The sequence below is a fragment of the Bdellovibrio bacteriovorus genome (assembly GCF_001592745.1).
In the GTDB taxonomy this organism is placed as follows: domain Bacteria; phylum Bdellovibrionota; class Bdellovibrionia; order Bdellovibrionales; family Bdellovibrionaceae; genus Bdellovibrio; species Bdellovibrio bacteriovorus_B.
Window position 1 is genome coordinate 96,854 of the sequence record NZ_LUKD01000005.1, and the last position, 16,122, is coordinate 112,975.

At 45.1% G+C, this 16,122-nt stretch carries 16 protein-coding genes; 6 read left to right on the plus strand and 10 right to left on the minus strand.

The window, feature by feature from the left end; genetic code table 11:
• Positions 1-7: 7 nt before the first annotated feature.
• On the plus strand, positions 8-2,155 hold the full coding sequence (locus tag AZI87_RS11065; protein ID WP_063206812.1) for a TonB-dependent receptor: 2,148 nt from the start codon (positions 8-10) through the stop codon (positions 2,153-2,155).
• A gap of 7 nt (positions 2,156-2,162) precedes the next feature.
• Here AZI87_RS11065 and gloB read toward each other — a convergent pair whose 3' ends face one another.
• A complete protein-coding gene (gene gloB / locus AZI87_RS11070; RefSeq protein ID WP_063206815.1) occupies positions 2,163-2,921 on the minus strand; it encodes a hydroxyacylglutathione hydrolase in 759 nt (252 codons plus the stop codon).
• Positions 2,922-3,031: 110 nt separating this feature from the next.
• On the opposite strand from gloB, the gene AZI87_RS11075 reads away from it, so the two are divergent.
• Positions 3,032-3,469, plus strand: a complete 438-nt coding sequence (locus tag AZI87_RS11075; RefSeq protein ID WP_063206817.1) for a (2Fe-2S)-binding protein — start codon at positions 3,032-3,034, stop codon at positions 3,467-3,469.
• Here AZI87_RS11075 and AZI87_RS11080 read toward each other — a convergent pair.
• On the minus strand, positions 3,466-3,723 hold the full coding sequence (locus tag AZI87_RS11080) for a (2Fe-2S)-binding protein (protein ID WP_063207862.1): 258 nt from the start codon (positions 3,721-3,723) through the stop codon (positions 3,466-3,468). The genes AZI87_RS11075 and AZI87_RS11080 overlap by 4 nt on opposite strands.
• 127 nt (positions 3,724-3,850) lie before the next feature.
• Between AZI87_RS11080 and greA the strand changes: the two genes are divergently transcribed.
• From greA to AZI87_RS11095, 3 genes are read left to right on the plus strand one after another with little or no spacing between them, the layout of a single operon-like run.
• Positions 3,851-4,339, plus strand: coding sequence for a transcription elongation factor GreA (gene greA, locus AZI87_RS11085; RefSeq protein WP_063206819.1), 489 nt, complete (start codon positions 3,851-3,853; stop codon positions 4,337-4,339).
• A 51-nt stretch (positions 4,340-4,390) separates the two neighbouring features.
• Positions 4,391-6,364, plus strand: a complete 1,974-nt coding sequence (locus AZI87_RS11090; RefSeq protein ID WP_253696729.1) for a hypothetical protein — start codon at positions 4,391-4,393, stop codon at positions 6,362-6,364.
• The gene (locus AZI87_RS11095) at positions 6,364-7,164 is read left to right on the plus strand and encodes a glycerophosphodiester phosphodiesterase (protein ID WP_063206822.1); all 801 of its coding nucleotides are present in this window, start codon (positions 6,364-6,366) and stop codon (positions 7,162-7,164) included. Before AZI87_RS11090 ends, AZI87_RS11095 begins: the two co-directional genes overlap by 1 nt.
• 19 nt (positions 7,165-7,183) lie before the next feature.
• Here AZI87_RS11095 and AZI87_RS11100 read toward each other — a convergent pair whose 3' ends face one another.
• Together AZI87_RS11100 and AZI87_RS11105 are read right to left on the minus strand one after the other, a co-directional pair.
• Positions 7,184-7,420 carry a twin-arginine translocase TatA/TatE family subunit gene (locus AZI87_RS11100; RefSeq protein WP_063206825.1) on the minus strand — a complete coding sequence of 79 codons (237 nt, stop codon included), beginning with the start codon at positions 7,418-7,420 and terminating at the stop codon, positions 7,184-7,186.
• Positions 7,421-7,496: 76 nt separating this feature from the next.
• Entirely contained in the window at positions 7,497-7,973 is a 477-nt protein-coding gene (locus AZI87_RS11105; RefSeq protein ID WP_063206828.1) for a hypothetical protein, read from the minus strand.
• Positions 7,974-8,168: 195 nt separating this feature from the next.
• On the opposite strand from AZI87_RS11105, the gene AZI87_RS11110 reads away from it, so the two are divergent.
• Positions 8,169-9,071, plus strand: a complete 903-nt coding sequence (locus AZI87_RS11110; protein ID WP_063206831.1) for a TIGR02285 family protein — start codon at positions 8,169-8,171, stop codon at positions 9,069-9,071.
• On the opposite strand, the gene AZI87_RS11115 is transcribed toward AZI87_RS11110, so the two are convergent.
• Genes AZI87_RS11115 through sohB form a run of 6 tightly spaced genes read right to left on the minus strand, consistent with a single transcriptional unit; the run spans position 9,058 to position 16,036 of the window.
• Positions 9,058-10,275, minus strand: a complete 1,218-nt coding sequence (locus tag AZI87_RS11115; RefSeq protein ID WP_063206834.1) for an ABC transporter permease — start codon at positions 10,273-10,275, stop codon at positions 9,058-9,060. The genes AZI87_RS11110 and AZI87_RS11115 overlap by 14 nt on opposite strands.
• 11 nt (positions 10,276-10,286) lie before the next feature.
• Positions 10,287-11,258 (minus strand): ABC transporter permease, encoded by a 972-nt coding sequence (locus tag AZI87_RS11120; RefSeq protein WP_063206837.1) that lies wholly within the window; start codon positions 11,256-11,258, stop codon positions 10,287-10,289.
• Positions 11,259-11,315: 57 nt separating this feature from the next.
• The gene (locus AZI87_RS11125; protein WP_063206840.1) at positions 11,316-13,007 is read right to left on the minus strand and encodes a peptide ABC transporter substrate-binding protein; all 1,692 of its coding nucleotides are present in this window, start codon (positions 13,005-13,007) and stop codon (positions 11,316-11,318) included.
• 42 nt (positions 13,008-13,049) lie between these two features.
• A complete protein-coding gene (locus tag AZI87_RS11130; RefSeq protein ID WP_063206843.1) occupies positions 13,050-14,021 on the minus strand; it encodes an ABC transporter ATP-binding protein in 972 nt (323 codons plus the stop codon).
• A 14-nt stretch (positions 14,022-14,035) separates the two neighbouring features.
• Positions 14,036-15,001: an ABC transporter ATP-binding protein gene (locus AZI87_RS11135; RefSeq protein ID WP_413570732.1), complete on the minus strand. Its 966-nt coding sequence runs from the start codon at positions 14,999-15,001 to the stop codon at positions 14,036-14,038.
• Positions 15,002-15,016: 15 nt separating this feature from the next.
• Positions 15,017-16,036, minus strand: coding sequence for a protease SohB (gene sohB, locus AZI87_RS11140; RefSeq protein WP_063206849.1), 1,020 nt, complete (start codon positions 16,034-16,036; stop codon positions 15,017-15,019).
• Positions 16,037-16,122 lie beyond the last annotated feature (86 nt).

A 16,122-nucleotide genomic window follows, 5' to 3' on the forward strand; every position in this document is an offset into this window, starting at 1 on the left:
TGACATTATGAATAGACTTGCACTCATTTTATTGCTTCTTCCAATCAGTGTTTTTGCCCAAGACGCAGAGACCGTTCCCACAGTGGAAACTCCCGTAGCCACCGAGACGGCAGAAAGCCGCATCGAAGGTATTCAGGTTCAGGGAAATAAAGAAAATAAAAGTTATCAAGAAAGTACAGAAAGTATTTCGGTCCTAAAAAGCAATGAAGTTGATGCTCCCGTGCAGAAAGATTCTTTACAAGTCATCAATGCGGCTCCGAATGTCACTGTGAATAAAAATGACGACAGCTTCAGTATTCGCGGTATCAACAATACGGGCGTAACGGGATTTCAGAAAGACAATTTATCTTCAGTTATTATCGATGGCGTTTTTCAAACAGATCTTGCCATCAAAGCCGGAAGTTTCGAATTGTGGGACACAGAACAGTTGGAACTTTACCGTGGACCTCAGTCGACGACTCAAGGCGTGAATTCCTTAGCCGGAAGCATTTTGCTATTTCATAACAAACCTTCGGATCAAAACGAGGTGGCAGGACGTTTAGGTTTTGGCAGCTACAATCGCTTCAATCTTGCAGCTTTAGGAAATACGGCATGGCTTGAAGGCGCCCTTAAGGGACGTATTTCTTATAGTCACGATCAAGACGATGGCTTCATCAAAAACGTTACGACAAATAATTCAAAATGGGGCAAAAAATCAAAAGACGCTCTTACTGTGGATTTGGTTTACGACCTGAATGCCACCGACTTCCTGCGCTGGAATACAAAACTATTTCAAAACGAAACGGGCGGAAATTACGTGCAAAGCACCAACCCGTTTGATTATGAAGTGAGCGAAGATGTTGATTCTGATAGTAAGACAAACAATCAACAGACTTCCTTGACTTACTCAAAACAAATCAATGAATTCTGGAGAAACGAAACCATCGCGGCTTACTCGATGGCAAAAAATGACGAGACCAGCGATGCTGACGGTACGAGCAACCCGACGGCAGGCGTGCGCACTGAAGAGCATAACGACCGCTTTTTCAGCATTGAGAACCTTTTGAAATACCAAAGTGCCGATGTGAAAAATGTTTTAGGTTTCCATGCTCACGACTATTACCTGAAAGACTACGCTCACTTTAATATTCTTTATCCTTTAGGTGGTAACGTCTATACGCCGATTGATTCTGTTCAGGAGACAGAGAAGTACCGCACCGTTTTTGCCCTGTTTGATTCTTACCTTTGGAAATTTTCAGAAAATCAATCTATCAACTTAGGCCTGCGCTATGAGTTTGTAAAAAACAAATACGGTGCCCTGGTTGACGCTAAACGAACTCAGAACTTAGGTGGCGGCGTGAATGCCGTTATCGATAATTACTTAAACAGCGTTTCTGGAAGATACGAAGACACGGATGATAACTCTATTCTTCTTCCAAAGGTCGCGTACACGATCACTCAAGGTCAGCATACCTACGGTCTGACCTATTCTGAAGGCTACAGAACGGGGGGCCTCAGCATTAATCGTAAGCGCGCTCAGGTGGATAAGTACGATCCCGAAAAAACGAATAACTACGAGTTGTCTTACAAGCTCGCTGAAAGTTTTGGAACTTTAAGTTCAAATGTCTTTTATACCGACTGGCAAGATCAACAGGTTTTGGTGCAACTTTCCAGCGACATTTTTGATACTCAAGTTGTTAACGCAGCTTCGTCTGAACTTTATGGTGCGGAAGTCGAGTTGACAATGACTCCGGCCGTACGACATCAAGTCACGGTCGGCGCGGGTTATGTAAAAACGCGTTTCAAGGACTTCGTCAGCGGAACCAAGGACTACTCAAACAACGAATTCCCTTTTGCCCCTAACTGGACCGGTAAAATTAATTATGGTTATCAGGTCAGTGCTGAATGGACCGTAACAAGTACACTTCGTTACTTGGGAACATCTTACGGTAATGCCGAAAATACGATCGACTCTCCAGAACAATTCTATTGGGATGGCAGCCTTCAATATGCTCTCAGCCAGTGGAATATGGGTGTGGATTTATACGTAAGAAATATTCTGAATTCGCAATATGTGATTTATGACCGCACGTCTTCTATCGGTGGCCAGACGGTGAATTACAAGCAAGTCAATTCACCTCAAGAGCTAGGCCTGAATTTGTCATGGTACTTATAATCTAGAATCAACCTTTGTTGCGCAGTTCACGTAAGTAAGTGAACTGCTGCACATTGCGCGCTAACAAAAAGGGATTGACCTTTTTTTCGATAAAAAGTTTTAACGGCACACTTGGGATATCAAGTCCTCTTCTATTGGTCAGTTCATTTTCGTAAAGTTCTAAATCTTCGTCATCGCCCGTGATGGGAGAATCATCTAAACTTGAAAGCATCTTACAGAATTGCAGATTGGTTTCCGTGTATTCGTGAGTGCAATAAACCAGTGTTTCTGGCGGTAGCGCTTTAATACGTTGCAAACTGTGATACATCTGATCGTAGGTACCTTCAAAAAGACGTCCACAGCCTAAGCCAAACAGCACGTCTCCAGAAAAAAGCCACTTTTTATCTGCGCACCAATACGCGACATGTCCCAAGGTATGACCGGGAAGCTCCATCACGGCAAAGGAAAAGTTTCCAAGTTGAATCTTGTCGCCCTCTTGTACATATTCAGAGGCAAAAGGAATTTGATTTTTATTCTTTAAAGGCGCATAGACGGGGGCTTTAAAAGCCTGCACCAGATCTTTCACTCCGCCAATATGATCATTGTGATGATGAGTCAGTAGCACCCCGTTTAAAGTGAGGTCGCGATCTTTTAAGTACTGAACGAGAGGCGCCGCTTCGCCTGGGTCCACAATCAAAGCCTTGCGCTCGTCTTCATCAAGTAAGATGAAGACGTAGTTATCTTCAAAAATGGGGACGAGTTCCACTCGCAGTAGGCCTGAGCTCATCCCTCTATTGTCCCTTTTATTTTCGGGGAGGACAAGACCTAGGTGGGATTGATTGATAACAATAACTGGCCTTGGACGATCACCGACTTCCCTCTAAAATAAGTATTCCTATGAAAATCAAAGTGGAACTCGAAGGCCGAGATTTAATTGAAGTGGACTGTGAAGGTGAAGATCTTCAGAAACCGGGAGCTATTAAAAAAGTCTCTATTTTAGGTTGTTCTGAATTTATGGGAATGATGCAACAGATGCGTCGCCATTTTGGAAACGATCTTAGTAAATGGCCTGTGCCAGACGGTCATGATCACTCCAGTCTTTTGCTCAAAGAAATGATTTTAAAATTGCGGGGAGAATGGAATTTTCCCTATGACGAAGAAGAACTTTGTCACTGCCGAAGTGTTCCCGCTCATACGGTGGATCAAGCCATCGTTGCTGGGGCACATTCTCCCGAGGTCGTCACTCGTCAGACGTCAGCAAGTTCTAATTGCGGTACTTGTCGTCCCAATGTTCAAAAAATCATTGATTATCGTTTAGGAAGAAAGACGGCTTAGTCTTTCTTAGGGCCGGGGCCTTTTCCGGTCAGGTCCTCGGTTATTTTATCGGGGAATGTCCCATTTTTTAGGTAATATTCTAAGAGGGGACCCAGCTTGCGACGGCACGATCCTCCGCAGGGGCCAACACCGGCTGAGGTCGTATCGAATATGTCGTTCAATGTATGAGCGCCATTGCGAATAGCTTCTTCAATGGTTTCCCGGCTTATATTGTTGCAGCGACAGATGATTTCGCTCTTCTTTTTAGCGCCCATCTCACGATTGTAATGCCGTGCAATGCAAAAGGGTATGGCTACAAGCCTAAAGTGCGGTGCGTTATATTGCGTTGATAAGTCCAGGAGAATCCTGTAAAACAAGTGTCCTTCTAACAACGGAGAAGAAATGGCCACTAATACTACTGATAAACTTCCCATGACAATTCGCGGAAAAGCGATGCTTGAGGCCGAACTCAAGAAACTTCTGTTGGAAGAAAGACCTTCTGTGATCCGCGCGATCGAAGAAGCCCGTGCTCAAGGCGACATCTCTGAAAATGCAGAGTATGAGTCCGCAAAAGAGCGCCAGGCTATGATTGAAGGACGTATTGCTGAAATTCAGGGCAAACTTGCCGGTGCTGAAGTTATCGATACAGCTCAAATCAAAGCAGATCGCATCGTTTTTGGTGCGGTTGTTCAGATTGTGGACACGGAATCCGAAGAGGAAGTGACTTACCAAATCGTGGGAGTCGATGAATCTGACGTGAAAGCTGGTTTGATTTCCATCCTTTCTCCTTTAGCGCGTGCTTTGATCGGTAAACGTGTCGGTGACACAGTTACGGTGCAAAGTCCCAAAGGTGACAAGGAATTCGAAGTTCTTAACTTCCACTATAAGTAATTTTCTTTGAAAAGACATTGTCGGTCCATGGCCTCCAAGAGACAATAGGTCATGGACTCGCGCAAACGCTCTTACTCTCGATCAGCATCTGATAAACATCTCATTGCAGAACAGCCTGGAATGGTCATTCTTATTTCAGGTTTTTTATTGGCGTTTTTCATCGGCTACACAACCAAATCATTGTTGTCACCATCGCGAGTGGCAACACGAATTGAAAAAGCAGCAAGCCACATCCACAAAGACATTAAAGTCACATTCAATTCAGCTCACTTCAGCTTGGCTGATGGCATTCTGCCTCGTATCGCTGTGATCATCACCGGTGTGCGCATGGAATCCGCGAAAGAATGTTGGGGAGCTCCGGTCCTGGAAGTGGATGAACTGCGTTTGCCATTTTCATTCTTAAACGTCTTGCGCGGTCGTGGTCCGATTAAAAACATTGAAGCAAATCTTGTTCAGTTGAACCTTCGCAACAGTATCAAAGACTGTGCCGCCGAAGAGATAGAGCAACAGCAAGGGAGCGGAGCGGTGTCTGCGCCGCTAGTGACACTCACTCCGTCAGAGCCATCTACAAAATACCGCAACGACATCAGTGGAGTTTACGTACAAAAGCTGCGTATCACCGCTGAAAAGTATCCGCAGTATTATTCTGAGCTTCTAAATTTTGCAGTGAAAGTAAAATCCTTTGAGCCGCGCGTGATTGAACTCACAGCAAAGAGTCATCTTCTTAAAGACGATCAAGTGGGGGACTATCTTTCTCACGCTAATCTGTACATGCAATATAAAGAGTCTCCGGAGGCCACTGTGCAAACGCACTTCTTCGGAAACTGGCGTGAGGGTCACTATAGTATCATTGCAAATTACACCATCGACGATCGCATGCTGGCGATTGAATCCGATTTAAAACACATTCCGTTAAGTCAAATCCTAGGCATTCTTCAGAAATACAACCTGGCTTCGAAAGATTTAAATGGACGCCAAGTCTGGATTTCTTCTAAAGCCCGTATGATGGGGGCCGTGGATGATCTTTATAAAATCCCCTTGGAAGTGCGTGATCTAAGATTGGAAGGCGACTTAGGTGAAATGAAGGTCGATAAGATCGATATCACGGCTTTGGAACCCTTGAAGTACACTCCGATCATCGTCGATGTAAAGCGATTGGATATCGCGAAACTTTTGGTGTTGCTCAATCGTCCTAAGGATACCTCTGTTCTTGGCGAGCTCGGGAGTTTCACGGGGCGCGCCGAAATTCATTCGGATCGAAAAATGAAAATGTCTGGCGAGCATCGCGGACTAGAGTTTGTTTTTTCAAATAAGGGTCAAAGAGAAACTCAAGTTATCGAAAACATGGTCGGCGACATCAGTCTTGATGGTGACACTTGGAACTTTCAAGTAAAGCGGGTTGAACCACGCGGCGGTGTTTTTATTGGCGATGTGAAAGTCAAAGCTGACCGCGACTTTGAAGAAATAAATATCAAAGCCGGAGTGGATGAAATTTCTTTTGCGGCCCCTGTGCAAAGCTTGATGACCAATGGTGGAGAAATCGGTCTGGTCAGTATCGACGGAGATATCCGTTTGAAAAAAGGACAGCTGGATTTCCTCAAAGGCCTGGTGCGTGTTGATGCGATGAATGTTGAGGGCATGCAGTTTAATAAAACCAAAGCTACTTTGGATTGGTCCCATGGTGAAGTTCAATTGAATACCCAAGTGCGCAGTCTGAAAGTTAGTTCCGCTTCTGCAGGGGCAGGAATTTTAAAACAAGTGACTGAGCCTTCTTGGTGGAATCAAAACGCGTTAACTATGTCGGATCTGACAGGGCAGTTTCAATTCAAAAGTCTTAAGAATTTAACCTGGAAGAACTTTCAGGCACAGACCGGCAAAAACGGCCGCTTGGTAACGGATGGATCTTGGAACGAAGAAGGCCGTTTAAAGGGACATGTGCACAATCGGGATGGTAAAGTTCATCGTCGTTGGGTGATTGAAGGAACGCGGGAAACGCCGGTATTCGTTGAAGACAAGAGGAAGTGATGATTTTTCTTGTCGTTCTTTTACTACTCGCACTTTTTCTTTTCTATAAGCATCTCACCTGGAAGGCTTTGCCATGGCCTGACGGAGCAGTGAAGCCGCCTCCTTATCAGGGCCATCGTGGTTACTGGAAAGGAGGAGCACAAGAAAACACTCTGGCCTCTTTTGAGGCAGCCAAACAGCGCGGCTTGATGATGATCGAATTGGATATTCGCTTGTCGGGAGACGGAGTGCCGGTTGTCTTTCACGACACAGATTTAAAACGTCTTAAAGAGATCGAAAAGATCGTTGCGCAAATGTCGGCTGCCGAATTAAGAGCCGAAGCGGATGCTCCCAGTTTGGAAGAAGTTTTTCAATCGAAGCTCGTTCCGTCGTTTATTAATATCGAGCTAAAGACATCAGCCATGTGGGATGGAACCCTGGAAAGGGCCGTCGCTGATCTTATTAAGAAATACAAGATGGAAAAACGGGTGCTCTTTTCAAGCTTCAATCCCTTATCCTTATGGCGCTTAAGTCATCTCCTGCCTGATGTACCGCGTGCTTTGTTAGCGACTCAAGAAGACGAGCCCGAAAATAAAATTTATTTAAAACATCTTTGGTTTGCACCTTACGTGCGCATTCACGCTTTACACTTGGATCATCACTACGTGAGCGTTGAAAATGTAAAGCAGTGGCTGAATAGAAAAGTACCCGTGGCGCTTTGGACAGTGAATGATAAAGAAAAAGCGGAAGCTTATCTAAAAGCAGGAGCTTTGAGTATTATTTCAGACACATTGGGAGAAAAGCCTTCAGCAAATTCGTGAAGGCTTCCCGATAAAACAATTAAGAATTCTGTGTTTCTGTTTGTTTTTGTGATTGAGTCGCTTGCTGTGATGTGTGGTTCACTTGTTTGTGATCCTGGATGTCTTTAGGGTCCACGTCGATTTCGTTAAGACCTTGTTTAAAACCACGGATGGCTTTACCCAAACCTTGTCCTAACTGTGGAAGACGGCTTGGTCCAAAGAAAATCAAACCAAGAATTGCAAGAAGTAGAATGTGTGTAAGGCTAAACTCACCCATGGGGGTTCCTCCCAGAAATTTCTTTAAGAATACACTTTTTAGACCTGTCTGGGAGGAAAATCAACGAGAACGGCGGTTATTCCACGGGCATTTCGACGATTTCAACCTGATCCGCGTCAGAGGCTTCTTGTTCTAAAGCGTTTGGAGCGTCTTCAGAGCCCACAGCAACGACTTTTGTACCTTCAGAGACGTTCTGTACCGGGGCCGTTTCCGTTGTAACAGCGGTTCTGCCAGGAAGTTCTTTAGCAATACCTTTAACTGGTCGAGCGGCTTGAACTTCTTTAACAGTCGGAGCTGAGTTTTTAGCGGATTTCTTACCGCCCATCTTTTTCAACTCTTTATCGTATTTGGCTTTCAGCTCAGAAAGCTCTTTTTGATAGTTTTTTCGGATTTCTTCGACCTGGTTATTGCGAGCCTCAGTGATACAAGCAGAGTAAGTTTGCATCGCGATTTCTTTAGCGGAAGCTCGGCATGTGAGTTCCGCCGAAGTTTGCTGAGTAAAAGCATTCGCACCAAACAAAATTGTCGCAAAAAATGAAAGAATCGTTTTCATAAGTTACCCCATTCAATCATCTTCCTAATCCAAGATCCGTGCCGTTCCCTTGTGGCGCAGAAGGCGTTAAGAGGTTAAGTCCCTTGTGTTTTTTACACTGCTGTACAGACAATTGGCGTCGTCCTGGGGGACTGCTCAATTACATATGGCATGTGGGTGCGGCCCAGTTAAAATTAAGGGACGAAGGGGGTCGCCGTGAAAGTGCTGCTCACCTTACTTATTTGTCTGTTTATAAATGGCTCCTATGCCCAAGACACCTTTGTGCAAAGAAGTAATCGGCCGGCTATTCCCTGGGCTGTGGTGGATCTTCCTCCCTTTTATATTTTGTCGGGACCCCATATCGGAGAAGGTCGCATAGATCGAATCCGTGTTCTGATCCAGAAAGAGCTGCCAGAAATTCAGTTCGTTGACATGAATATTGGTATTGGTCGCGCTGTAGAACTATGGAAGATGAATAAAGAGGTCTGTTATGGAGCGGCACTGAAAACCAAAGAACGCATGCGTTGGGCTTACTTTACAGTATCCGCGTTTCAGCCGGGCAGTGAGCTGATGCTTGTGACCATGAACCGCGCTCTGTTAGAAACTCCCGCAAAAAAAGTGTCTTTGAAGAAACTTCTTCGAGAGAATCGTTGGAAGGGTTTCATCCCTATGGAAAGATCTTACGGAGAGGTCATCGATAAAATCATCAAAGAGAACTATGTCCCTACGAATACCAAAGATCCTCGGATTTTGACTGCTGATTTCGGGAGCATTCTTAAAATGGTTGCCAAAAAAAGATATGATTTTACGCTCGAGTATTCTTCGGTAGTCAATGCTTACAACGCACGTAATATCACGGAACCTGCTTTAATGATGAAGCCCGTTCTTGAATCAACGAGTTATGTTCCTCTTCATTTTGCGTGCACGAAAAACGAGTGGGGACGGGATATGGTACAAAAAGTCGATCAAGCCATGCAGAAGATCGCGCTCACGAAGGAATATCAAGAGGCCGTTGAGGCATGGATGGAGCCTCAGACTTTAAAGAAGAATCAACAGGCCCTGCAAGAGTTTTATCATCGCAGGGCTCAAGGACCTTGGAATACTCTTAGCGACGAATAGCTTTTGGATCGATGGCGTTTTGTAAGCCGTCACCCAGATAATTAAAGCTGATCGTCGTAATAAGAATCATCACGCCGGGAAGAATTGCTAGGAATGGAGCTTGGTAAATAAGTTCTTGCGCATTATTCAGCATATTACCCCAGCTTGGCATTGGTGGCATGATACCTAAGCCAAGGAAGCTCAAAGCGGCCTCAAAAAGGATGGATTCACCCACTCCCAATGTGATGGAAACAAGAATGGGAGCAATCACGTTCGGGAACATGTGGCGAACGATGATGGTGCTGTCTTTCGCACCCAAGGTTCTTGCAGCCAAAACGAATTCGCGCTCACGAATCGAAAGAATACTTCCACGTACTAAACGAGCCACCGTCATCCAAGAGAAAATACAAAGAATGATAATCATTTTAAAGACACTCTCATTCGATGTACTTACCAAGGCTTTCAGCCATGGGATCTTGGTCAAATCAATAGCGGCAATCACGATAAGAACCGGGATGTGTGGCAAAGAAAGAAGCGCATCTGTCACGCGCATCAAGACGGTGTCGATCAATCCTCCATAGAAGCCGGCAATACTTCCGATAAGAAGTCCGACCAGCGCAGAGGCAATCGCCACAAGAACGCCCACACCCATGGAAACACGTGTGCCGTAAACAAGACGGATGAATACATCGCGACCTAGTTCGTCCGTTCCAAAAAGATGGAAAGTCTCAAAGTTTTTAAACAAAGAAATCAAGCCCGTCGCTTCCGCGACATTCAAAGACTCAAGATGAGAAACCGCTTGTTTAACATCTTGAGCGGCCAATTCATAAATCGCATCGGCTTCAGCAACTTGAACAACACCTTTTTCAACCAGGGCTTTTTGAATTTTGTCAGCAATCTCTGGGTTTACGGTGATGTAGCGTTCGATGTCAGTTTCACGAACGTCTTGACCGACTTGAGCAGTTGTCATCGGAGCTAAATAGCGATTTCCGACGTTTTGTGCATCCGGATCCAGTTCTGTCAGGCTTTGGATCTGATTGGCGAAGATAGCGATAAACATCAAGAAGCTGATAACCACGGCGCCCGCAACAGCCGCTTTATGCTCCATAAACTGAGTCAGCACCATCTTCCACATAGGTTGGGCTTTTTCAATCTTGGCGCGTTCCTCTTGAGAAAGGCCAGTGTCGATTTCAATCTCATTCATAGTGATTTCATTTGAACTCATCGTCTTAGCCCTTATTGATACGAAATTCTTGGATCTGCAAATCCATACAAGATGTCAGCCAGTAGATTCGCCAAAAGAACCATGCTGACAGAGATAACAAAAGAAATCATCGCGACGTTGTAGTCGTTCCCGATGATAGAGTCGTAAACCAACTTACCAACGCCTTGGTAAGCAAAAACTGTTTCTGTTAGAATCGCACCCGAGAAAAGACCCGAGAAGCTTAAAGCCAGGATCGTGATCAGTGGAATTAAAGCGTTTCGGAAACCGTGCTGCCAGATCACGCGACGACGTGAAAGACCTTTGGCGCGTGCTGTGCGGATGAAGTCATTTCTCATGGCTTCAAGCATTGCAGAACGAGTAAAGCGAGAAAAACGACCAATCTGTTGAATAGCCAAACTGAGGACCGGAAGAATCAAGTAAATCGAGCGATCCGCAAGATCAGCCCAAAATCCCATGGGGCCTGCACCAATAGTTTGTGTGCCGCCCGCAGGAAGAATAGGGATCTTCACGGCGAAAATAATAATCAAAACAATCGCCAACCAGAAGGAGGGAATGGAGATGCCGGCAAAAGAGAAAAGATTCACGAAGTAGTCTGTCTTACTTCCTGGTTTAAGTGCCGAGATCACACCTAGTGGGATTGCAATTAAGAGTGAAAGCGTGAGTGACGCAAAAGAAAGAATAAATGTATTCCAAAGACGAGGTCCCATAAGCTCTTGAACAGGAACACGGTAGGTACGGCTGTAACCCAAATCGCCCTGGGCAATGGAAGCCACCCAATTTGCATATCTTTTATAAACAGGTTGATCCAAACCGTACAATGACTTCAGACGGGCTACGTCTTCAGCCGTAATTTTAGGATTCGAAGCGACCATCATGTCTACAGGATCCCCGGGCATTAAGCTCATCAAATAAAAACACACGTAGGAAAGCACAACAATCACAGCGAGTGTTTGTAAAATTCTACGGGTAATAAATGTAGTCATGATGGTTCCTCACTCAAAGCTCTGTCTTGGTTTCAAAACAGAGCTTTAAAAAATATCTTAATTCAATGACCAGTCTTCTACGTTGTTTGTTTCGTAGAATTGATGGCCTGACATTTTGTAGTTCTTCAAATTCTTAGGTGTTACAGAAATATCTGAACGGTAGTAAAGCGGAAGCACTGGAACGTCCATTGTGTACGCTTTAAGAATGTCGTGAACTAGGTTTGTACGTTTTGAAGCGTTGAACTCAACGTCCAAAGCATCCAAGTTTTTATCAACAGCCGGATTTGCCCAGCCATGGAAGTTTTGCCCCGACCAACCGTTAGAGCTGTTAGGGATCGCTTTAGAAGAAACTGTCGAGCGAGGGCTATTTTCAGGAGAAGAAACCCAAGCAAACAAAGCCAAGCCGTCAAACTTACGTTTTGTCATAGTTTCAGCAAAGAACACACGCGCCGGTTCGTTTTTCACAAGAACTTCGATACCAGCCTGTTTCCATTGGTTTTGCAGGTAAACCTGAACAAGCTCGCGAGTTTTATTACCCGCCGTAGTTTGGAATACCAAAGAAAGGCGTTTGCCATCTTTTGCACGGTATCCATCTGCACCCATTTTCCAGCCAGCTTCATCCAAAAGTTTACCAGCTTCACGCTTTGAGTAGCGGTACACTGTCACAACTTTTGGATCGGCCGTGAACCAAGGGTCTTTCGGAGATACGTTGTGAATTGCCACTTGTTGTTTGCCTTCGAAAAGCGCTTTTACCAAGTCATCGCGATTGATGGAGTAAAGAAGAGCTTTACGTACACGCACATCTTTCAAAATAGGGTTGTCCAATTTAAGGTCGATGTGTTCGTAAGTCACTGAAGGAACAAAGTGAACGTCGTACGGAAGGTTTTCTGTTTTAGCTTTCTTTTCAAAAGCCAAAGCCTGGTCGAAATCCAAACCCAACGTAGAGATCATGTCGATCGTACCAGAACGAAGATTTGCCTCCATTGTTCCTGTATTAGGAATCAACTTCACGATGATTTTTTTGATCTGAGGTTGTTTTCCATAGAAATGTGGATTTGGTGCAAATGCCACATGCGAACCCAATTTTACTTCAGAAATCACGTAAGGTCCGTTGTAAAGACCTGGATTTGTTGCATTACGTACGTAGTTTGAGTTCTTTTCGTAGCCCTCTTTTTGTTTTCCGTATTTATCAAACACCGCTTTTTCGATGTGAGTTGGAACCGGGAAGAATTGAGCCAGCTGATAGAAATCCCATTTTGCTTTGTCGTACTTGAAAGTGCATTTCTTAGGGTTTTTAGGATCAATGTCGATTTTTTCAACTTGAGTCCAATTTTCTTTTTCACCCACGCTGACATTGTTGCTCGTAGCAATCGTATGAGCCGTGATGAAGTCTTGGCAGATTACAGGCTTTCCGTCGCCCCATTTTGCGCCTTCAAGAAGTTCCCACGTCGCGACAACTTTCTTTTTTCCTCCGTCGTCAATAATCTTCGCTGTGCCTTTGTCCAAAGAAGGAATTTCTTTAGCCAATTGAGCCACCCATTTACCTTCTGGAGTGAGGTTCACTAAAGAGCGACCTACCAAACGGTACATGTAAGCAGAAGCTGACATGGTCATGATAAGCGGATTCATCGTCTCAAATTCTTGAGAGATTCCGATTTTAAGCTCATTGTTTGTTGGAGCAGCCAAAGCCTGGCTTGTAAAGCCAAAACCCGCTACCAGCATGAGTCCTTTCGCAAACTTATTCAACATACGTACTCCTTGTTGATTAATAATAATTCCCCAAAAAAATAACTATTTTGCCGTCGTCAACCAGCACGCTTTTTGATGCGTGCCTTCGCCCTCTAGAACCGGAATCTGTGAAGCACAGACGTCCATCTTATGTGGGCAGCGCGGATGGAAGGTGCAGCCCGATGGAGGGTTGATAGGACTTGGAACTTCTCCGCCTAAGGACTTCTTCATGATTTTTTTACCGTGACCTACGCGAGGAATCGCGCTGATCAAAGCTTGTGTATAAGGATGTTTTGGGTTGCTGAAAAGCTCATCGCGGGTCGCTATTTCCACGATTTTACCCAAGTACATCACCGCAATCCGATCGCAGGTATGCTCGATCACTGAAAGGTCATGAGAGATAAAGATATAAGTCAGGTTTAGTTTCTCTTGAAGATCCTTGAGTAGATTTAAAATCTGTGCCTGAATAGAAACGTCCAAAGCGCTCACAGGCTCATCACAGATAATCAGTTCAGGATTTAAAGCAATCGCGCGCGCGATACTAATACGCTGGCGTTGACCACCTGAAAATTCATGTGGGTAGCGATTGACGTGGGCTTTGCGAAGCCCGACAAGTTCAATCAATTCCAAAACACGGGCATTGCGTTCCGCGGGAGTTCCCACATCGTGAATGTCCATCGGCTGACGAATGATTTGTCCTACAGTCATGCGCGGATCCAAAGAGGCGTAAGGATCCTGGAAAATCATCTGCATGTTTTTGCGTTTTTTACGGAGAGCTTCACCTTTGAGAGTTAAAAAGTCCTGGCCGTCAAAGCTGATCGCGCCACCCGTGGGTTCGTAAAGACGAATCAACGTGCGACCCAGTGTGGATTTACCACAGCCAGACTCGCCCACAAGTCCTAAGGTTTCACCCTTACGAACATAAAGGGACACGTCGTCGACAGCTTTGACGCTGGCCACTTCACGCAACAAAAGACCTTTGCGGATCGGGAAGTGCTTTTTAATGTTTTTTGCATCAAGAATGATATCGCTCATTGTCTTCCCCGCAATTAAAGTGGATTAAAGCAAGCCACGTTGTGACCCGGTTTGATTTCCACCAAAGGTGGTTTGTTCGCCGTGCATTCGCCTTTAGCGCGAGTGCATCTGTTTACAAACGGGCAGCCGCGCGGAAGATCAAAAGGAGCAGGTACGCTGCCTTCAATTGTATTCAAACGTTTCACTCTCTCTCCGAACTTAGGACGGGAAGAGATCAATGCCGCAGTGTAGGGGTGGCGAGGGTTTAAGAAAAGCTCTTGGGTTTCAGACTGCTCACATGTTTGTCCGCCGTACATGACTAAAACGCGATCTGAAATTTCAGAAATCACACCCAAGTCATGGGTGATGAACTGAACGGTCATATTGAACTTCGCTTGCAGAGTTTGAATCAGCTCTAGAATCTGCGCTTGAATGGTTACATCCAAAGCCGTCGTCGGTTCATCGGCGATAAGGAATGTCGGATCGCAGGAAAGAGCCATAGCGATCATAGCTCTTTGTCTCATACCGCCTGAAAGTTGGTGGGGGTAGGCGTTATAGCGTTCCTCCGGTGAAGGAATGCCGACAAGACGGAGCATCTCAATCGCACGTTCTTTGGACTCTTTTGGTGAACACTTTTTGTGTTTCATAATTTGTTCATCCATCTGATAGCCGATGGTAAGAACAGGGTTTAGGGCGGTCATGGGCTCTTGAAAGATCATGGCCATTTCGCCGCCACGAACTTCAGCCATTGCCCCTTCAGAAAGTTTCAAAAGGTCGCGACCGTTTAATAAAACTTGGCCACCGGAAACTTGTCCCGGTTTTTCGATCAGGCGCATCAAAGAATAAGAGGTGACGGATTTACCGCTTCCGGATTCGCCCACGATGCCCAAAGTCTGCCCTTTTTGGATGGAATAACTGATGTTATTCACCGCGCGCACGGGGCCGGCGTTGGTATGAAAGGTCGTTTCTAAGTTTTTAACTTCAAGTACTGGAGTTTGCACCGTCACATGTCCTTCTTAAAGAAAGCGTCGAGTTTCTAATTCTTCCAAAATGGAAAGACTGCCTTTTTTGAAAGCCTTTCCGATAATTCCCGTGAGTTTATCACTAAAACTCACGTGATGTTCGTACTTTACTTTAACTATTTGGTGCTGATGAGAGAGATCGAGCAGATAATCGTCGCTGGTGCGAATTTCATCCACCAAGCCCTTCGCAATGGCTTGTTCGCCGTACCAATATTCGCCAGTGGCAACCTCATTCAAATTGAGATTTGGACGGAATTTATGAACGAAGTTCTTAAATAAAACGTGAGTATCCTCAAGTTGTTCTTTAAATTTTTCTTCACCCTTCGGAGTGATTTCTCCTAAAAGGCTGACAGTGCGTTTGTATTCGCCCGCGGTGTATTCTTTGAAATCCACATCGTGTTTTTTAAGAACGCGGTGAAGATTGGGCACTTGAGCGACCACGCCAATAGAGCCGACGATAGCAAAAGGGGCACAAAGAATTTTATTTGCCGTGCACGACATCAAGTAGCCACCACTAGCAGCTACTTTGTCCACACAGATCGTTAGCGGGATCTGTTTATCACGGATGCGTAGAAGTTGAGAGGCCGCTAGCCCGTAACCATGCACCACGCCGCCAGGGCTTTCCACGCGAACAACGACCTCATCCTTAGGAGTGGCGATAGTTAGGACCGCCGTCACTTCTTCGCGCAGGTTTTCAACCGCAGAAGCTTTTACGTCGCCTTCGAAATCAATCAGGAAGATTTTCTTTTCTTGGTCACGGGATTTGTTTTCAGAGCTCTTCTTTTCTTCTTTAAGTTTTTTGCGCAACTCTTTGCGTTCGTTCTTAGTTAAAGTTTGCGCTTTAAGAAGGGTTTTGAAGTTTTTGTATTTCTTGTGAAGAAGTTCGACTTGGATTTCATTTTTATGGCCGGCTTTGGCTGCGACCATGGCGATCACCAAAATGACGGCGATGATGGCAAAAAGAATCAAAAATGTCTGCGCTGCGAAAATACCAATGTGTTCTAATGCGTTCATGAGGCTCCTTCGAACAAGGGCTTACGTTATTCAGGAATTAGCCAAAGGTCGAGCATCTTTTTTGTTTGCTCAAAAAAATTCTGGGA

Excerpts from the sequence above, each read along its gene's own strand:
- AZI87_RS11065 (WP_063206812.1), top strand. The coding sequence starts at position 8 with ATGAATAGACTTGCACTCATTTTATTGCTTCTTCCAATCAGTGTTTTT.
- gloB (WP_063206815.1), bottom strand. The coding sequence starts at position 2,921 with ATGAGCTCAGGCCTACTGCGAGTGGAACTCGTCCCCATTTTTGAAGAT.
- AZI87_RS11075 (WP_063206817.1), top strand. The coding sequence starts at position 3,032 with ATGAAAATCAAAGTGGAACTCGAAGGCCGAGATTTAATTGAAGTGGAC.
- AZI87_RS11080 (WP_063207862.1), bottom strand. The coding sequence starts at position 3,723 with ATGGGCGCTAAAAAGAAGAGCGAAATCATCTGTCGCTGCAACAATATA.
- greA (WP_063206819.1), top strand. The coding sequence starts at position 3,851 with ATGGCCACTAATACTACTGATAAACTTCCCATGACAATTCGCGGAAAA.
- AZI87_RS11090 (WP_253696729.1), top strand. The coding sequence starts at position 4,391 with ATGGACTCGCGCAAACGCTCTTACTCTCGATCAGCATCTGATAAACAT.
- AZI87_RS11095 (WP_063206822.1), top strand. The coding sequence starts at position 6,364 with ATGATTTTTCTTGTCGTTCTTTTACTACTCGCACTTTTTCTTTTCTAT.
- AZI87_RS11100 (WP_063206825.1), bottom strand. The coding sequence starts at position 7,420 with ATGGGTGAGTTTAGCCTTACACACATTCTACTTCTTGCAATTCTTGGT.
- AZI87_RS11105 (WP_063206828.1), bottom strand. The coding sequence starts at position 7,973 with ATGAAAACGATTCTTTCATTTTTTGCGACAATTTTGTTTGGTGCGAAT.
- AZI87_RS11115 (WP_063206834.1), bottom strand. The coding sequence starts at position 10,275 with ATGAGTTCAAATGAAATCACTATGAATGAGATTGAAATCGACACTGGC.
- AZI87_RS11120 (WP_063206837.1), bottom strand. The coding sequence starts at position 11,258 with ATGACTACATTTATTACCCGTAGAATTTTACAAACACTCGCTGTGATT.
- AZI87_RS11125 (WP_063206840.1), bottom strand. The coding sequence starts at position 13,007 with ATGTTGAATAAGTTTGCGAAAGGACTCATGCTGGTAGCGGGTTTTGGC.
- AZI87_RS11130 (WP_063206843.1), bottom strand. The coding sequence starts at position 14,021 with ATGAGCGATATCATTCTTGATGCAAAAAACATTAAAAAGCACTTCCCG.
- sohB (WP_063206849.1), bottom strand. The coding sequence starts at position 16,036 with ATGAACGCATTAGAACACATTGGTATTTTCGCAGCGCAGACATTTTTG.